The sequence below is a fragment of the Pseudomonas sp. FW300-N1A1 genome (assembly GCF_058789115.1).
In genome coordinates, this window is record NZ_JBYTBK010000028.1 from 50,774 (window position 1) to 66,949 (window position 16,176).

The window sequence follows — 16,176 nt, forward strand, 5'->3', positions numbered from 1 at the left end:
GGGGGAACACAAAATGTGCGAGCTGAACCTGTGGCGAGCGAGCTTGCTCGCGCTGGGCTGTGTAGCAGCCCCAAAACCGATCACCGGGGTTTATCTGAAACCCCGCAATAGTCTTGTCGGGGGCGCTTCGCCCCCCAGCGCGAGCAAGCTCGCTCGCCACGGTGCGGTGTTCACTGCTGATGGAGCGATGTGCACAGGGTGTGCGATCCATCCGCACACCCTGTATCGGCGTTTATCAGGCCCGCAAGGTGCGGGTCATGCGTAGCGCCAGCAGGCTGCCGCCGACAATCACCCCCGCCAGCACATACAGCGCGGCATCGGTCGAGCCGCTGGTGTCCTTGACCCAGCCCACCAGGTACGGGCTGAGGAAGCCGGCCATCTGGCCCATGGAGTTGATCAGCGCCAGCCCACCGGCCGCCGCGCCGGCGCTGAGCATGGCGGTGGGTACCGGCCAGAACATCGGCAAGCCGGTGAGGGCGCCCATGGTGGCGATGCTCAGGCCGAGAATCGCGATGGCCGGTGTCGTAGCGAAGTTGACCGCGATCAACAAGCCCACGGCACCCATCAGCATTGGCACCACCAGGTGCCAGCGACGTTCTTTGCGCAGGTCCGCCGAGCGGCCGACGACCAGCATGAACACCGCTGCCAGCAGGTAGGGGATCGCGCTGAGCCAGCCGATCACCAGGTTGTCACTGAAGCCCAGGTTCTTGATGATCGACGGCAGCCAGAAGTTGATCGCGTACACGCCACTCTGGATGCAGAAGTAGATCAGGCCGAACGCCCAGATCGCCGGGTTCTTGAACACCGCCAGCAGCGAGTCGGTGGCGGTCTTGGGCTTGTTGCTCCAGTCGATGGCCTGGTCCGCCTCGAGTACCGCGCGCTCATGGGGCTTGAGCCATTTGGCGCTGGCGAAGTTGTCGCTCAACAGGAAGTACGCCATCAGGCCCAGCACCACGGTCGGGATGCCTTGCAGCAGGAACATCCACTGCCAACCCGCCAAGCCACCCTGGCCGGCGGCGAAGTGATTGAGGATCCAGCCGGAAAACGGGCTGCCGAGCAGACCGGAAACCGGGATGGCCGACATGAACAGCGCCATGATGCGGCCACGGCGGAAGGTCGGGAACCACTGCGAGAGGTACAGCACCACGCCCGGGAAGAACCCGGCTTCGGCGGCGCCGGTGAACAGGCGCAGGGTATAGAACTCGGTGGGCGTGGTGACGAACAGCAGACAGGTCGACAGCGTGCCCCAGGTCACCATCATCACCGCGATCCAGCGTCGCGGGCCGAACCGGGTCAGTGCCAGGTTGCTCGGCACGCCGCACAGCACGTAGCCGATAAAGAAAATACCGGCCCCGAGGCCGTACACGGTTTCGCTGAATTTCAGCGCATCGAGCATCTGCAACTTGGCAAAGCCAACGTTGACCCGGTCGAGGTAGTTGAACAGGTAGCAGATGAAGATGAAGGGGATCAGGCGCAGGGTGATGCGCTTGTAGACGGCGTTCTTGTCGTCATCGGTGGCCAGTATGGCAGCGGCGCTCTGTGACATGGCGGGTCTCTCTTTATTATGATTTTTTGCGGTGCAAAGGTAACGTTGACCGCCTGATGAGTCTCGGTCACCCATTGGCGGATGTCTTTGTGCCTGAGCACAGGGTTTGCGCCAACCGCCTGTGCGGGTGAACAATCAATTGCCCCGTGCTTTCAAGGAATACGCCCCATGTTCGAACTCGATCACGACCTGGCGCAGGACATCGTCGACCGGGCGATGGCCATTCTGCCCTACAACGTCAACGTCATGGACAACCAGGGGCTGATCCTGGGCAGTGGCGAGCCGGAGCGGATCAACACCCGGCACGAAGGTGCGCAGTTGGTGCTGGCCAACGGTCGGGTGGTGGAAATCGATGCCCAGACTGCCGCGCACCTCAAGGGCGTGCAGCCAGGGATCAATCTGCCGCTGCTGCTCGATCAACGCTTGATTGGCGTGCTGGGTATTACGGGCGAACCCGAGCACTTGCGCACCTATGCCGAACTGGTGCGCATGACCGCCGAGATGCTGGTCGGCCAGCGTAACCAGCAGGCCGAACAGCAGTGGCGCCGCCAGCGTTGCGATGACCTGCTGGCGCTGTTGCTCAGTGACGCCGGGGACTCGCCCCGGCTGATCGACGAAGCTCGACAAATGGGCCTCAAGCCGCAACTGGCGCGTACTCCATATTTGTTTGAATTGGGTCTGGAACACGCCAGCGGGCAAACGGTAGAGGCCTTGAGTGCCTGGCTGAGTTCCCGTTACCCCGATAGCTGGTGTGTGAGTTCGGCCAAGTCCTCGTTGCTGTGGTGCCGGCCAACGACCCAGACCGTGGACAACGAACGCTTGCTGGAAAAACTCCAGGGCCTGGGCTGGAACATTCTGCGTATCGCCGTGGGCGGCCAGGCCGATGGCTTGCAGGGCCTGCGTCGTTGCTATAGACGGGTCGGCGACTTGTTGGCCTATGGCCGCGACGTGCTGCCGCACAGCCGCTTGCTGACCCTCAATCGCTATCGTCTGCCGGTCATGCTCTGGCGCCACCGCAACGACGATGCACTGGATGAACTGCTCAACCCGCTGCGCAAGGTGATTGCCAGGGACACCAATGGCCAGTTGTTGGCGACGTTGCGCAGTTGGTGCGAACACGACGGCCAGAGCCAGGCCTGCGCCGAGGCCCTGGGCATTCACCGCAACAGCCTGCGCTATCGCATGGAGCGGATTGCCGAGCTCAGTGGCGTCGATCCATTGCGGCTGGACGGCATGCTGACGTTGTACCTGGGCGTACAGCTACTGCCGCAAACCGATACGCCATTGCGCGTTTGTGGAAATGAACAATAAACCCCGGTGGTGTTTGTGCAGCGGACCGGCGTCATTGGTCAAGGCAACTGGCAGCATGCTCTACATAACAACCGGAGAATTCACATGAAGATCGTCATCGCCCCCGACTCGTTCAAAGACAGCCTGAGTGCCATTGGCGTGGCGGATGCCATTGCCCGGGGGCTGGCCGACGTCTGGCCGGATGCGCAATTGGTCAAATGCCCGATGGCCGATGGCGGAGAAGGCACGGTCGAGGCGATTCTCGCCGCCTGCGCTGGCGAGTTGCGCAGCACTCGGGTGCAAGGGCCATTGGGCGAGCCAGTCGAGGCCCATTGGGGCTGGTTGCCCGAAAGCCACACCGCGATCATTGAGATGGCAGAAGCCAGCGGTCTGCAATTGGTGCCGCTGGAGCAGCGTGATGCGTGCATCAGCAGCACCTTTGGCACCGGCGAGCTGATCCGCGCGGCGCTGGATGCCGGTGCCCGACGCATCATCCTGGCCATTGGCGGCAGTGCCACCAATGACGGTGGAACGGGTGCGATACAGGCCCTGGGCGTGCGCTTGCTCGATGCTCGGGGGCAAACACTTCCTCGCGGCGGCCTGGTACTCAAGGACCTCGCGCGAATCGAACTCGATGGCATGGACCCGCGCCTGGCCGAGGTCCGTTTCGAAATCGCTGCCGACGTCAACAATCCACTCTGCGGTCCCCAGGGGGCCTCGGCGATTTTCGGCCCGCAGAAAGGCGCTTCGCCGCAACAGGTGCTGCTTTTGGATCAGGCTCTTGGCCACTTCGCCGATCATTGCGCGCAAGTGCTGGGCAAAGACCTGCGCGACGAACCTGGAAGCGGCGCCGCGGGTGGCCTGGGGTTTGCCGCCAAGGCGTTTTTGCAGGCGCAATTTCGTCCGGGCGTGGAAGTGGTGGCGGAACTGGTCGGGTTGGCGCAGGCGATGCGTGGCGCCGATCTGGTGATCACTGGCGAAGGCCGCTTCGATGCCCAGACCTTGCGTGGAAAAACCCCTTTTGGTGTCGCGCAAATTGCCCGACAACAGGGCGTGCCGGTCATCGTCATCGCCGGCACCCTGGGCGAGGGTTACGAGCAGATGTATGAGCAGGGTGTCGATGCCGCATTTGCCTTGCCCTCGGGGCCGATGAGCCTGGAGCAGGCCTGCACCGAGGCGCCGCGACTGCTGCGCGAGCGGGCAGGGGATATTGCACGCGTCTGGCGAGTGGTGCTCAAGGCTGAATCCGTGCGACCTGTACAAACACCCACCTGTCAAGTCTGACAGTATCGCGGTCAAACAATACGGCGCTTAATTCGCCCAGGTCATTACGGCCAGGCAGGGCGACAGGGCGTTGTTTGCAGTGCACATGTCGTGAGTCGAACTGCCTGACATCTTTGGTAGGCCATGAAGCGGTTCATGGCCGAAATCGAATGGTTGCGGAGCGATAAACATGGCACGTTCATATGATGCGTCAAAAGCCGAGCAAGTACGCAAACACTATCGTGAGAGCCGGTTCGTTGCGGTGGATTTGCGTCCACCGGCGCTGGTGGATGGGATTCCCGGTGATGCCGATGGATTGATGCCGCACGATAAAGTTTCTGCTCCCTTGGAGATAGAGATCCCGCTGTTCTCGGATCGACATGGTTTTGTACCAAACTTGCTGACAGTGGAGTGGTTGCCCGCCAGTTCATCGGAATATTTATTGGTTTTTGAAGAAGATGTACCTGGATCAGTTACCTTGCCCGATGATCAATTCCCTCTACGGAGGCAACTCCCCCTTAGCCTTTTTCAGAACTACGAAGGTAAGTTCGAGTTTCATTACCGTGTCCGCAACTGGAACGATCATACGATAGAAAGAGAGTCTCCCCCGGCACCGGTGACGATCGACAGGATAGGGCCTGTCCGTCCTGCAACACCCGAGGCGATTGTGGGTGTTCCCGCGTTGGTTACCTCCGATATTCTGACTCGCGATGGTGGCGTGAAATGCGAGATCCCGGACTTCACTGAAGACAAAAAAGAGTTTGTCAGGGTCGTGGTGGGACTGATGGATAAACCGCCGGAGTCGGCGGCAGAATTTCCTGCCCTGGTGGTGATTGATGAGTTGCTTGATCCCAGTCGGCAAATCCTGATACCCGAGCGTTTTATAACCGCCATCGGTTCGAAATTACAATACCTGGTGTATTACTTGTACGACAAGGCGGGTAACCGCAGTGAGCGGTCTTACGACCGAAGTATTCAAGTGGCGCTGGGCGAACTGCCAAGTGGATTGTCGCCGTGCGAGGTGCCGTTGGCCGATGACGACGGGTTCATTGATCGTGCCGATGGGGTCATGCCGGTAAAAGTCCATATTCCCGAGTATACCGGCTGGCAAACCACCGACGGCATCGTGATCGAATTCGGTAATCAGGTCCTGGCACGCACGTCCGTAGGCGGGCACCTTGAGTTTCCTCTGAAAATCACGATCCCCTGGGGGCGTGTGTCGGCAGCCTATGACTTCCTGGCGGGAGGGGCGCAGGACATCCAGGTAGACTACCGAGTGTTTCGTGGTGACTTCCCCGTCCGATCGCCAGCACCGACCTCGGCGACCTTGATCCTCGAACTCCCCGGGCCAGAGAATCCGAATCCCGAACCGATCAATCCGGTTCTTGATGTGATCCGGTTCTTGAGTTTCAGGGGCAGTGATAGCGAGTTGACGATCGGTGATATCGACGAGCACGCCACGGCTTTTTTCAAGTTGCCGGACAATGTCGTGGCCAACGATGTATTCACCATTACTTATAATAATCGGGTGATCAGCTCTGCACCTTACATAGTCAACGGAAGTGAAACCCCGAACCAGGAAGTTTCGCGATCGATTCCATGGGACGATATTAAGCTCACTCCGGTCATGACCGGGCTGGAGATGTTCTACACCTTCACTCGCCCGGGATTTGTCAATCCGCAGGAGTCGAGGCGGACCGCAATCGATGTCCTCGTTGAGGTGGTTGACCTGCCTGAACCGATTTTTCCAAGAGCCGTAAATCTTGGAGGCGGTTATAAAATTTTCAATTGTACGTCACTGGAAGAGGGCAGCGGCGTCTGGGGCGTCAAGGTGCATATCCCGGCATCAAATTATTTAAAAGAAGGTGTGTGGGTAAAGTTCCATTGGCAGACTTACGGTCCGGACGGGACTACCCCATTGCCTGACACCACGATAGAAGAAGAAAGACAAGTCTCATTGGCGGAGGAAAGTGCGGGGATGGACTGGTTCGTCGCCTATGACACTTATCTTAAACCAACGTATGTGCCGGGAACCTCGAGTTCGGGTGAGGGCAAGGCGATGTACAGCCTTCCCGTTCGCGGTGTCGATGAGTCATCTGAGTGGGAAGACGTCATTATTGGGGTATTTGAAAGCACGGGCTCAGGCAACGATCACTGCGTAATTCCCAGACCTTGAGAGTTGTTTTAGCGTGATGGCGGGAGGGTCTTTTTCTCCTGCCATCGGTCTCATTTTTTGTAGGCTTCAACAGGATAAGTCCTACAGACCATTATAGGTTTTCTAACTAGTCTTGCGAACTTTTCAAGTTCACGCAAAGACCATTGGTCTGAGGTGCTTGACGTTTAAAACCTATAAATCTGTGGTGCCCGATGAACGCTAAAAATACCTTCGTCCTCTATCCCTTGCCTGTATCCCTCAAGTGGATGAGCCTTCTGCCGTTGTTTCTGCTCAGTAGTCATTCGCTGGCCAAGGACATTACCCGAGACACCGTGATTGATAGCGGTGCTGGCGCTGAGAACTACCGCGTCAGAAACGGCGCCAATCTGACCGCCAATGGTGCGACGACGAAACAGATCCGGGTTGATCCGGGGTCCTCTGTGACACTGACGGGAACAACCGTCGACGGGACCGCGAGCAGCGTTGCTGTCGACCTGCTCGATGGCAACGCGTCCATCACGGGCAGTACTGTTACCGCCCGAACCACTGGCCTTTCACTGGGTTTCAGCGCGAGTGGTTCGCCAGGCTCCAGGGCGACGGTCAGCGACAGTGATATTTCCGGTGGCGTGACTGGGGCTTTGGTCGGGAGCTTTGGTCAATTGCTATTGACCCGTAGCAAATTGACGGCAAGCAGCGATTTCGGGAGTGGTCTTCAATTAGCCAGTGGCCAGGTTTTGGCGACTGCCAGTGAAATTCGAGGCGGCGGCAACGGCGTGTTCTTTACCCCGGGCAACCTGGCGGCGGGTCAGGCGCTGCTAGTGCTCGATGGTACGGAGGTCGAGGGCAAAACTGGCCCGGCGATTCTGGTCGACGATTTCGGCATGACGCCGATTGACGCGCATATCGAGGTGCGTAACGGCTCCACTCTTTTGGGGGGCAACGGCGCGCTACTGGAGGTCAAGGGTGTATCGACCGCGAGCATGCTGGTCGATCACAGCGATCTGCTGGGTAATGTCATTGCCGACTCCGCAGCCACGGCAAACATCACCCTGCAGAATTGGGCGACGCTGACCGGCCAACTGACCAACGTCGAACAGCTGACGGTCAACAGTGATGCCCGATGGGTGATGGTCGCCGATGGCGAGGTCGCGAGTCTCGCCCTCAACGGCGGTGGCGTCCAGTACGGCAATCCAGGCGAATACTACACGTTGAAAGTCGGAAATTTGTCGGGCGACGGCGGCACGTTCTACATGCACAACAACTTCAGCACGGGCCAGATCGATACCCTGGAAGTGACCGGCACCGCCAGCGGCGATCACAACGTGGCACTCGACAGTAGCGGCACGGAACCCGTGGCTGCGGGCTCTACGGCAGTGGTCCGTATAGGTGACGGCGACGCCCGTTTTTCATTGCTCAACGGCCCGGTGGAGCAGGGAGCTTTTTCCTACGACCTGATCAAGCAGGGCGATAACGAATGGTTTCTCAACACGGCGACCCGCGTTGTCAGCCCAGGCACCCAATCGGTGATGGCGCTGTTCAACGCCGCGCCGACCGTCTGGTATGGCGAACTCAGCACCCTGCGCAGCCGCATGGGTGAAGTGCGTCAGGACGGCGGCAAGGCGGGTGGCTGGATGCGCACCTATGGCAACAAGTTCGATGTCAACGCCAGTGCCGGCGTGGCTTACCAGCAAACCCAGCAAGGGGTGTCATTCGGTGTCGATGCGCCGCTGCCACTCGGTGACGGTCAATGGCTGGTGGGCTTGCTCGGCGGGTACAGCAAATCCGATCTGAACCTGAGCCACGGCACCAGCGGTACTGTCGACAGCTACTACGCGGGTGCCTACACCACCTGGCTGGATGAGCCGAGTGGTTACTACTTTGACGGCGTGTTGAAGTTCAACCGTTTCCAGAACACGTCTGACGTGCAGCTCAGTGACGGTAAAAAGACCAAGGGCAAGTACGACAACACGGGTGTCGGTGCATCTCTGGAGTTAGGGCGTCATATCAAGTTGGCCGACGACTATTTTATCGAGCCGTTTGCGCAACTGTCAGGGGTGATCATTCAGGGCGAGAGTTATGACCTGGACAACGGCCTGTCCGCCGAAGGTGATCGTACCCGTTCCTTGCTCGGCAAGGTCGGTGCCACGGCCGGACGCAACTTCATGCTGGGTGAGGGCAAGGTGGTGCAGCCCTATCTGCGCGCCGCTTACGTGCATGAGTTCGCCAGCAACAACGAAGTCAAGGTCAACAACAACGCCTTCAACAATGACCTGTCGGGTTCCCGTGGCGAACTGGGCGCCGGAGTCAGCCTGACGTTGACGGACAAGGTTTCGCTGCACGCTGAATTTGACTATAGCCACGGCGACAAGATCGAGCAGCCGTGGGGCGCCAACGTGGGCGCACGCTATCGCTGGTAATCGGACTCGCCACGAGGAGAGGGTGTGAGGGTTCCTCTTCTCTTGTTGCCGTTATTGCAGTTGTTTCTGATGACCCATGGATAAACATGGGTTTGTTTTCCAACCACTCACCGGAAAGGTGTTTCTCGGTAGTCCTTCCGGCTCGCTGTTCAGTGAGGGAATAGACATGCCCACGCACTCGGCTCCTGTTGATGAACCCAATGCCAGTCTCGCTCCGCCCGTTATAGTCGGTGTATTGCCGCCGATCGAGGGGGGGGAAGACAATCTTTTGCCCAAAGATGCCTGGTTGAACCCACTGCGTGTCGAGTTCGAGTTGTGGAGCGATCACTCCACGCGTCCAGGCGCATTTGATCGTGTCCAGTTGATCTGGGACGGGGATGAAGCCAATCCGATCGATGAAAAGCAATTTGACGGCCCCTATACAGAGGAGGACCTGGCGGACCTCTGGCTGGAGGTGCCGGCGTCCAGGCTGAGTGAAGGGGTCCACACGATTTTTTACAAGGTGTGGTCCTGGAATCAGTCGCCGATACCGCGGGTATCGGATCCCGTCAATGTCACCATCGATAAAAGTCCGCCTGTTCTGGCGGGTGACCGCAAGCTGGTTTTTCCTCCGGCCATTGTTCCCCCAAACAAAATCACCGCTCAGTACCTGAACGATCCGGCTAATAGTGATCAAGTGCTGGCAACGCTACCCGATTACACCGTGAAAAAAGTCGGCGATGTCATTAGTTGGTATTGGGAAGAGTTCCCCAACAGTCATCACCTTGTCGACAGCGTGACCCTGGACGCGGGCAATGTCGGCCAGCCTCTGCGTCTTCCCCTCAAGGGGGACATGTTGCGCGAACGCGGTAATGGCCTGCGGTATGCCACGTGTCGAGTGCGTGATCGAGCCGGTTATGAGGTCACGACGTTGCATGTCCTTCTGGACGTCAACATCCTGCCGCCGCCGCTGCGCAGGCCGCCCTCGGTCAAGGAGGCAACAGGCACAGTGTTGGACCCGCAGTTTTATGGTGTGACGGGTGTGACGGTGGTTATTCCCAGGCAGGACGATGAAGGCGAAGGGTATAAGCGGGAGGTTTTCTGGCGTGGATACGGCGATGTGGGATTTCACCATGCGCTGGAGCCGCGGCCCTCGAATCCCTCGGAGTTCCCAATCCCCGCCGCTGCCATACCCTCCAGTATCGGTACCGGCAGAGTGGTGGAAATCACCTATCGCGTGGAAGGCGACGCAAAAGAATCAGATCCCCTCAAGCTCAGGGTCAGCACGATCCCTTCCAGCAAATTTCCGCAAGTTGATTGCCCGCAGGCTGCGCGTGGCAATCCGTTGAAGCTCAGCCGCAGTGCCGTGGGTCCGGAAGGGGCCGGTTTAACGTTAGCGGCCTGGGTGTATCAGGCGCCAACCCAGTACATCAATATCTGGCTGACCTCCGCCAGTCTCCCTGATGAGCCTGTTCGCGTGGCATGGCCGGTCAACCTGGGAATCAACAGAGCGACATTGCCCAAGACATACCTCGATCGCCTGCCGCTTAACGCCATTTTTGCGGTGCGTGTGAGTGTCAGCTTCGATCGGGGAGACAGCTATCTCCCCTTTCTGAGTCGCGACATTCAGGTGCTTGTGTGAGCGACGCCCCGGACTGTTTACAAGTAAGTGATGGTGAACGATAGAGAGCCCTTGGCTATGCCTGCTTCCACCAGATCGGGCGTCGCGGTCTGGTAGAGGCGGGCTTTGAAATTCAAGGTGGTGGTCCCGGGGTTGATGGCCTTCAGTCTGACTTCGCTGGCCAGTTGGATTGGGGTTTCATCGTCATGAAGAATTTGCATGACCACGCCTTTGGCTGTCGAGCCGGTACCCAGGGTAAATTGACCTGCCGCGGCATCATGTATGAGGGATCCCGCGGTCGGGTCCAGGCGTACGTGTGCATAGGTAATGGTTTCTGGAGGGGTTCGATTATCGGCCCTGCAGGCATTGAGTACGATGTTGAAAGGCTCTGGCGTTGTACTGTGATCAATCGCGGTGAACTCCGAGAGGTTCCAGGTGCCCAGGTCTACCGGGTCGGCACTGACGGGGTTTGCCGAAAGCGTGCACTCGGCCTGGATCACGGTACCTGTCAGGGACACGTTAAACGCATTGCTCACTCCAGAAAATTCGCCACCCAGCAGGTTTGAGACATTCAACTGATGAATGCCTGGTGCAATGTCACCGGTCTTGATGAAGGTGATGTAGGGCCACATCAACGAGTGCGAAAGTACATTTGGCATGTATCTCTGTATGTGGGCTGTATAGGGAACCGCTGAACTGCCATTGGCCGATGTCCATGCGAGGTCATATTGCGGGCTCAGTTTGACCACCACGCCGACCCCATCGATATTGGTCTTGAGTACTTTTCCACTAATGTCCTCGCCATTGACCGGATCGAAAATACCCGGCACGAGCGGTACATGATTGCGCGCCCAGAAGTCGATACGAGGGCCCGTGGTCAGGCAGTCAATTGCCAGCCCACCGCCATTTACTGGCCCATAGCGCTTGAAGACCGGCCCGATGGGCGTGCTTCTTGGCACATCCCTGGGCACGTAGTGTGTCCCTGCATTGATGGCGTAGGAGATAGGTCCCGGATTTCCGTTCTTCCAGTAACAGGAATCGGGAGCAGTCGCGAGGGCCAAAGGGGCAAAGGCGCTGGCCACAACAAAGGCCAGGCTGCCCAGCAGGGTTTTGCTCGATATCATGTTCAATCCTGAGATAAACGGGCCGATGGACTCTCGGCGCATCGGCCTGGAAAAAGTTGCCATGCCTGTGTCACAGGCAGGTCAGTTCCTGTATCCGATAACCTTGTTCTTCTGGCTGGTCGTCAACGTCCAGGGGCAGTTGGCATTGCTCGGCAGGTGTATCGCCCCAGCGCACGAGCAGTGTTCGTATGTCACGGGGCGTGCCGAGCATGAACTGACCGGCCTGGCCGACGATCCCCAGTGGCTCGCCCGCCGGGTCACTGACTTGAGCACCAAAGGGCAACGGCTCACCGCGGCTGTTACGCGCGGTGATGACCAGCCGCTGGACCTTGCGCGCGGCAAAGTCGGCCTTGACCACCGCCCCGCGGCGTGGCACCACGTGAGCCACGCCATTATCGATCTCAACGTTTGGCCCCGACTCGCTGCTGTCGAGTACCACCCGATTGACCCGGTAAGGTCGAAGGTAAGGGATCAGGGCGTAGCCGCGGTCATTGGTCTTGACGGCGGTGCTGTTCAAGACGCCGATGCCGGCGATATCCGGGACATCGACCAGGCCGCTGGTTTCGCCCAGATAAGGACCCAGTTCCATACCGCCTGCATGTAGCAGCAGTGCGCCACTGGCATTGACGGACAGGCTGTTGTATTGGGCGCTTTGGGCGAGGCCGGCGCCCAGGCTTGCAACCGGTGCTTGATAACCCATCGACAACTCCGCGGATTGCTGATTGTCGGTACTGTTTGCCAGCGCGGCGCGGTAGTTCATGCGGTGTTGGTCGCTGCTGCCGGAAACGCTGGCGCGCTGGCTGAATTGCCCTTGGCTTTCCCTGACATCGAAGGTGGCGGTGGTCGAGCGGCCGAAATCCAGTGGCAGCGAAATGCCCACGCTGAATTGCCTGTCGCTAAGACCCGAATCCGTGAGCGATTGGGAGGCGTACAGGTTGTAGCTGACGTTTTTGTGTTGTGTATTGAACTGAAACTGGAACTGTCGCTGTTGATAGTCGGTGCGCCAGTAGTTTTCCTGGGAGAACGTCAGGTTGAGCGAACTGGACGTGCCGAGACCTTGATGAACCGCCGCCTCCAGGCGGCTGCGCCGACTACCGTGATAGCGTGAGTCGTGAGCGCGCTCACGCAAGGCCTCATCGAAATCGCGGTACCCTTGCGTAGAGTAGCGATACCCGGCAAAACGCAGGTTGGTACGGGTTTCAAAGGTTTTTCCGTATTTGAGCGCGTAACTCATGCCTTGGGCATGCTGACCGCTGTCGTTGCGGTCGGTGTCGGCGCGCGATTGCGTGACATCGAAGGATAACGCGCCCATCTGCCCCAGGTTTGTACCCAGCCCCAGGGCGCCGGCCTGATAAAAGTCGCTGGCCAGTAATCCACCGTACAGGGTTGAGTCAGCACTGGCGCCGACGGCCAACGTACCTTGCCAGAGCAGCGGATCTTCCAGGGTCATGTCTGGCGCATTGTATCGGCCGACACTGGCGCTGTAGCGCCACACCCCTTCACGTAGCAGGTTACTGAGGGTCGAATAGGACTGGGTGAATCGCCGGACCTGGCCATCGGCCTCGGTCAGGATGATTTCCAGTTCGCCACTGCCGCCGCCCGTGCTGAGGTCATCGATCTCGTAGGGACCGGCACTGACATAGGTCGAGTAGATCGGATAGCCATTCTGGCGGACTTCCAGTTTGGCCCGGGTCTGCGCCACCCCGCGTATGACGGGCGCATAGCTTTGCAAGGTATCAGGCAGCATCTCCATATCCGAAGCCAGTTGCACACCGGTGATGGGGACGCTGCGAAACACGTCGCCGGGGGTGATGGTTTCGCCGAGGGTCAGTTGTGCGTGGGTACCCGGTACATCGCGCTGCGCGTAGGTGTAAGCCCTGGTCCATTCACGTTGGCCCTGATTGTCGTGACGAAAGGCGTGATTGCTGCGCATACGCCAGGCGCCAAGATTCAGGCCGCTGTTCAGATACAGATCCTGATTGCTGGAGTGCCCGGCGCTTGCAGATCGACCTTGATGGGCCGAAGCCTGGTAACTGACAAAGGCGGCATTGATGCCGTAGTCCCACAATTGGGGGTCGACGTGACCGAGCACATCACGGCGCATGGCGATTTGCGGGATGGACACCGAGAGCAGCAGTTGACTGCTGTCGAAATCGGTCGAGGCACCGGGAATCAGCGAAACAATATCGATACAGGTGGGGCGGGCGCTTTGCAGTTCGGTAAAACTGTCGAGCTTGACCCCCATGTCCTTGAGCAATTCGTAAGACAGGCAGGGAATGAGCTCGCGGTTCTCGGCTGAGGCGAGGAATTCGATTTCGCGCTGATCAAAAAAAATCTGATTGATGTGAATGCGTACCAGATAGCGCCCCGGGCCCAGATCCTGGCGCTCGGCCAGGACATTCAATGCCAGGGCGCCGGCATCGCTGGGGTGGCTGTCGAGTTGACGCATGAAGGTGGATTGGAATTCGATCGTTGTACTGGCGTGTGTCGAAGGGCTCTCCAGTAACAGGCTGCTACCACTGCCGATCACAAACAGATGAACAAGGCGCTGCCGAATGGGCAGGCAAAAGCGCCGGGTTAGAAAAGACATAGTCATGTTCCGGGTAAAGCGCATTGGCGCCAGGGCGTTTAAAAACCAGGGCTGACGGGTTGGGTGACGGGCGGGGTAAATCCGCCGTAGTCGGTGATCGTCGAGAACGTCACGTGCATGCCCTGGCCAGGCTTGACGCCTTGCAGGTCGTAATGTTGGCTGGAGAGGGGTGCGAGCATGGCGGTGTTATCCAGCGCAATGGCCTGGCCATTACTGATAACCTCGATGCGGATGAACGACACATGAAACGGGCCTGGATTACTGACTCGCAAATGCGCTTGGCCCTCTTTTTGCTCTATTGACCAACTCAAGTCCTTCAGGCGTTCTACAGGGTTGTCTTTGAGTTCCTGTGGTCGGTAAAAGAACTTGATCCGCGTGCGCAGGGCGATATTCAGTTGGTTGTCTGAAATTGACTGTACTTGCGGTATTTCCTGGACATTGAAATAAAACAGTGACTCGCGATCGCGCGGGAGTGTGTTGGGTAATCCATTGATCTGAACTTGTTGCTCTTTGTTTGGGTTCAATCGAAACAAGGCAGGCGAAACAATAAAAGGGACGGCCGTAGTTTGGTCGTCGGCTTCGGTGTTGACCCAGCTTTGCACGGCAAAGGCTCTGTCGCTGGGGTTGGTAATGGTCAGTGCGACATTACGCTTATCGCCATTGAAGACCACCCGTGTATTACTGAGGGTCAATGCGGCCTGGGCAACCGGTAGGTACACAACAGTAGAAATAAACAGCGCACAGGCAGTGCTGACCGCTCTGGCGCGCGGCAGCCATTGGAAAAGGCCAGGCATGATGAGTGTCCTTGAACGAAGTATCAGAACAGACCTGCAAGTCGTTGAGCCAGGAAGTGCGCTTCCTGGCCGAAGAAGTGAGTGCGAGGTTTAGATAATGTTGACGGTGAAGTTGACGTCGGCCTCGGCGGGTCCGGCGGTCACGGTAGCCGTGTGGGACTTGTAGACCGCGTGAAAGGCCATGGTGCTTGGATCGGTTAGGGAAATCGGGTACTGCTTCGAAGTACCGCCATGAGGAATCAGTGCCCCTTCGTTATCCTTGATCGCTACACCGATACCCGTGGCCACACCGGTCAGAGGCTTGAGCCCGTACAGTGCGTTGCCTGGTCCCACGCCGCCATGCACTGAGCTGAAGGAGACGGTGGCCGCGGTGCTTCCCGGCGGCACGACACAGCCGCCGCCCGGCGTCAATCTCAGTTGGAAGGTTTTACCCACGCTTTCGCTGCCCACAGTCGGGAATTTGTCGGTGTAGGTGTAGCCAATCAGGATCGGGCCACCGGGGGCTCCCGTGACCGGGTCAATGACGTCGATTGGACACGTCACGCTGTCAATTCGACCCTGGAAGTTGATCGTGCCGGTATTGGCCAATGCCGCCTGGCCCGCGAGCGCCATTGCCAGGCCCAAGGGTAAAGTCAGTAAAGATATCTTCATATTGCAGTTCCTTTGAATAAAAGAGTCCGAGGACAGAATGCGAGACAGTCTCGGTGGGCCTGCCGAAAGTGGATGGCCGGTGAGGGGAAGTGCAGCGGTGTCTCGGCGGTGGGGAGTTTAGAAGTGGGGCGGGGAGGGGGATATGAGAGAACTCTCAGTCTTGATCGAGTGACAGGGTGGTGGAGGGTGATAAGTGTAAGTTTATGTGAGGTATTAATCTTGTCGTGGTGAGACTGACTTCACCCACGTCTGCAAACAAGAGCAGACGTGGGTGAATGATTTTAGTCTAAAAGATGCTCAATTATCGGCTTGCGATGTTGTGCTCGTGCATTCAGCATTTCTTGTTGGGCTTCCTGAACTTTGCTGCCGCGGAGCCAGCCTGTTAGATGACCATGATTGATAGGAAACCAAACTTTTTCATCGGGGTATCCTATTTTCAAAACCGGAGGTGGAGTTCCTGGTTGGAATTGTGAGAAGTCTATAAAGTGTGATGGACCAGCTATTGGTTCTTGGGAGGCTGGCACGGGTATTGGGGATGTTTTTTTCGGTTGGGGTGGAGTCGGTGGTGGGGTTTTTGAAGGGGTTTTTTTTGCGGTATTGATTTTCATTTTTCGAAAACTATCGGCAGCTCCATCGGGTGTTAAGTCTTCAACAGTGGTAGGTTTAAGGGGGGGTGTCAGAAATTTTGTGTTCGGGCATAACATGAGTAAGAGGTGCATGTATGCCAACCAAGAAGAAACCCGCGT

General features: G+C 58.1%; 11 protein-coding genes. 5 read left to right on the plus strand and 6 right to left on the minus strand.

What is annotated here, in order from left to right:
• Positions 1 to 235: 235 nt before the first annotated feature.
• A complete protein-coding gene (locus AC3WQN_RS18390; protein WP_103401713.1) occupies positions 236 to 1,546 on the minus strand; it encodes an MFS transporter in 1,311 nt (436 codons plus the stop codon).
• 168 nt (positions 1,547 to 1,714) lie between these two features.
• Here AC3WQN_RS18390 and AC3WQN_RS18395 point away from each other — a divergent pair, with 168 nt between their 5' ends.
• The 5 genes from AC3WQN_RS18395 (at position 1,715) to AC3WQN_RS18415 (ending at position 10,292) form a co-directional block, all read left to right on the plus strand.
• Positions 1,715 to 2,857: a sugar diacid recognition domain-containing protein gene (locus tag AC3WQN_RS18395; RefSeq protein WP_103401714.1), complete on the plus strand. Its 1,143-nt coding sequence runs from the start codon at positions 1,715 to 1,717 to the stop codon at positions 2,855 to 2,857.
• A gap of 84 nt (positions 2,858 to 2,941) precedes the next feature.
• Positions 2,942 to 4,120 (plus strand): glycerate kinase, encoded by a 1,179-nt coding sequence (locus AC3WQN_RS18400; RefSeq protein ID WP_103401715.1) that lies wholly within the window; start codon positions 2,942 to 2,944, stop codon positions 4,118 to 4,120.
• A gap of 169 nt (positions 4,121 to 4,289) precedes the next feature.
• On the plus strand, positions 4,290 to 6,275 hold the full coding sequence (locus tag AC3WQN_RS18405) for a hypothetical protein (protein ID WP_103401716.1): 1,986 nt from the start codon (positions 4,290 to 4,292) through the stop codon (positions 6,273 to 6,275).
• Between the two features lie 191 nt (positions 6,276 to 6,466).
• A complete protein-coding gene (locus AC3WQN_RS18410; protein WP_103401717.1) occupies positions 6,467 to 8,671 on the plus strand; it encodes an autotransporter outer membrane beta-barrel domain-containing protein in 2,205 nt (734 codons plus the stop codon).
• 76 nt (positions 8,672 to 8,747) lie between these two features.
• The gene (locus tag AC3WQN_RS18415) at positions 8,748 to 10,292 is read left to right on the plus strand and encodes a hypothetical protein (RefSeq protein WP_103401718.1); all 1,545 of its coding nucleotides are present in this window, start codon (positions 8,748 to 8,750) and stop codon (positions 10,290 to 10,292) included.
• A gap of 17 nt (positions 10,293 to 10,309) precedes the next feature.
• Here AC3WQN_RS18415 and AC3WQN_RS18420 read toward each other — a convergent pair whose 3' ends face one another.
• From AC3WQN_RS18420 to AC3WQN_RS18440, 5 genes are all read right to left on the minus strand, one after another.
• The gene (locus tag AC3WQN_RS18420) at positions 10,310 to 11,395 is read right to left on the minus strand and encodes a fimbrial protein (protein WP_103401719.1); all 1,086 of its coding nucleotides are present in this window, start codon (positions 11,393 to 11,395) and stop codon (positions 10,310 to 10,312) included.
• Between the two features lie 70 nt (positions 11,396 to 11,465).
• Positions 11,466 to 13,985 (minus strand): fimbria/pilus outer membrane usher protein, encoded by a 2,520-nt coding sequence (locus AC3WQN_RS18425; RefSeq protein WP_103401720.1) that lies wholly within the window; start codon positions 13,983 to 13,985, stop codon positions 11,466 to 11,468.
• A gap of 38 nt (positions 13,986 to 14,023) precedes the next feature.
• The gene (locus tag AC3WQN_RS18430; RefSeq protein ID WP_103401721.1) at positions 14,024 to 14,779 is read right to left on the minus strand and encodes a fimbrial biogenesis chaperone; all 756 of its coding nucleotides are present in this window, start codon (positions 14,777 to 14,779) and stop codon (positions 14,024 to 14,026) included.
• A gap of 90 nt (positions 14,780 to 14,869) precedes the next feature.
• A complete protein-coding gene (locus tag AC3WQN_RS18435) occupies positions 14,870 to 15,430 on the minus strand; it encodes a fimbrial protein (RefSeq protein ID WP_103401722.1) in 561 nt (186 codons plus the stop codon).
• Between the two features lie 281 nt (positions 15,431 to 15,711).
• On the minus strand, positions 15,712 to 16,176 hold a 465-nt coding region (locus tag AC3WQN_RS18440), incomplete at its 5' end, for a hypothetical protein (RefSeq protein WP_492606950.1).

Bases quoted from the DNA above. Each gene is read 5' to 3' on its own strand.
- AC3WQN_RS18390 (WP_103401713.1), bottom strand. From the start codon at position 1,546: ATGTCACAGAGCGCCGCTGCCATACTGGCCACCGATGACGACAAGAAC.
- AC3WQN_RS18395 (WP_103401714.1), top strand. From the start codon at position 1,715: ATGTTCGAACTCGATCACGACCTGGCGCAGGACATCGTCGACCGGGCG.
- AC3WQN_RS18400 (WP_103401715.1), top strand. From the start codon at position 2,942: ATGAAGATCGTCATCGCCCCCGACTCGTTCAAAGACAGCCTGAGTGCC.
- AC3WQN_RS18405 (WP_103401716.1), top strand. From the start codon at position 4,290: ATGGCACGTTCATATGATGCGTCAAAAGCCGAGCAAGTACGCAAACAC.
- AC3WQN_RS18410 (WP_103401717.1), top strand. From the start codon at position 6,467: ATGAACGCTAAAAATACCTTCGTCCTCTATCCCTTGCCTGTATCCCTC.
- AC3WQN_RS18415 (WP_103401718.1), top strand. From the start codon at position 8,748: ATGGATAAACATGGGTTTGTTTTCCAACCACTCACCGGAAAGGTGTTT.
- AC3WQN_RS18420 (WP_103401719.1), bottom strand. From the start codon at position 11,395: ATGATATCGAGCAAAACCCTGCTGGGCAGCCTGGCCTTTGTTGTGGCC.
- AC3WQN_RS18425 (WP_103401720.1), bottom strand. From the start codon at position 13,985: ATGTCTTTTCTAACCCGGCGCTTTTGCCTGCCCATTCGGCAGCGCCTT.
- AC3WQN_RS18430 (WP_103401721.1), bottom strand. From the start codon at position 14,779: ATGCCTGGCCTTTTCCAATGGCTGCCGCGCGCCAGAGCGGTCAGCACT.
- AC3WQN_RS18435 (WP_103401722.1), bottom strand. From the start codon at position 15,430: ATGAAGATATCTTTACTGACTTTACCCTTGGGCCTGGCAATGGCGCTC.